Here is a 453-nt window from a genome sequence, read left to right on the forward strand (position 1 = left end):
GCAGCGTAGCGCTGCTCTCCGTCCGTAAGTTGAGCACGCGATCGCGCCCTTCCAGCAAGACGTCGTCGCCCCGTTCCAGGGCCGACTCAAGCATGCGGTGCGCGCGACTACCCGGTGCCATTATGTTGCCGACGGCCTGGAACCGCAGCATCATCGCTTGCATGCCTTGCAGCAGCGTGTCGTGCAACTCGCGCGCGATCCGTTCGCGCTCGGTGACCTGCGCCGCGATCAGTCTGCGCGTGCGATCCTCGATCGCCCGTTTGCGGATGCGGTACAGCGCGGCAAGCAGCAGCAACGCGGTGGCTGCTACCGCCAGTCGGAAGAGCCACGTCTGGTAAAAGGTGGGCGCTACCGTCAGCTCGATCGAGGCTCCGCGCTGGTTCCAGACTCCGTCGGCATTGGCGGCGATCACTTGAAAGGTCCAATGCCCCGGCGCGACATTGGTGTACGTTG

1 protein-coding gene is annotated in these 453 nt (G+C 64.9%); it reads right to left on the reverse strand.

Annotation, left to right across the window (positions count from 1 at the left end; all coding sequences use genetic code 11):
* On the reverse strand, positions 1–453 hold a 453-nt coding region (locus tag AACY19_RS27285; RefSeq protein ID WP_339454602.1), incomplete at both ends, for a histidine kinase.

It is taken from the genome of Pseudomonas sp. EA_5y_Pfl2_R50, from assembly GCF_963970475.1.
Taxonomy (GTDB): Bacteria; Pseudomonadota; Gammaproteobacteria; order Pseudomonadales; family Pseudomonadaceae; genus Aquipseudomonas.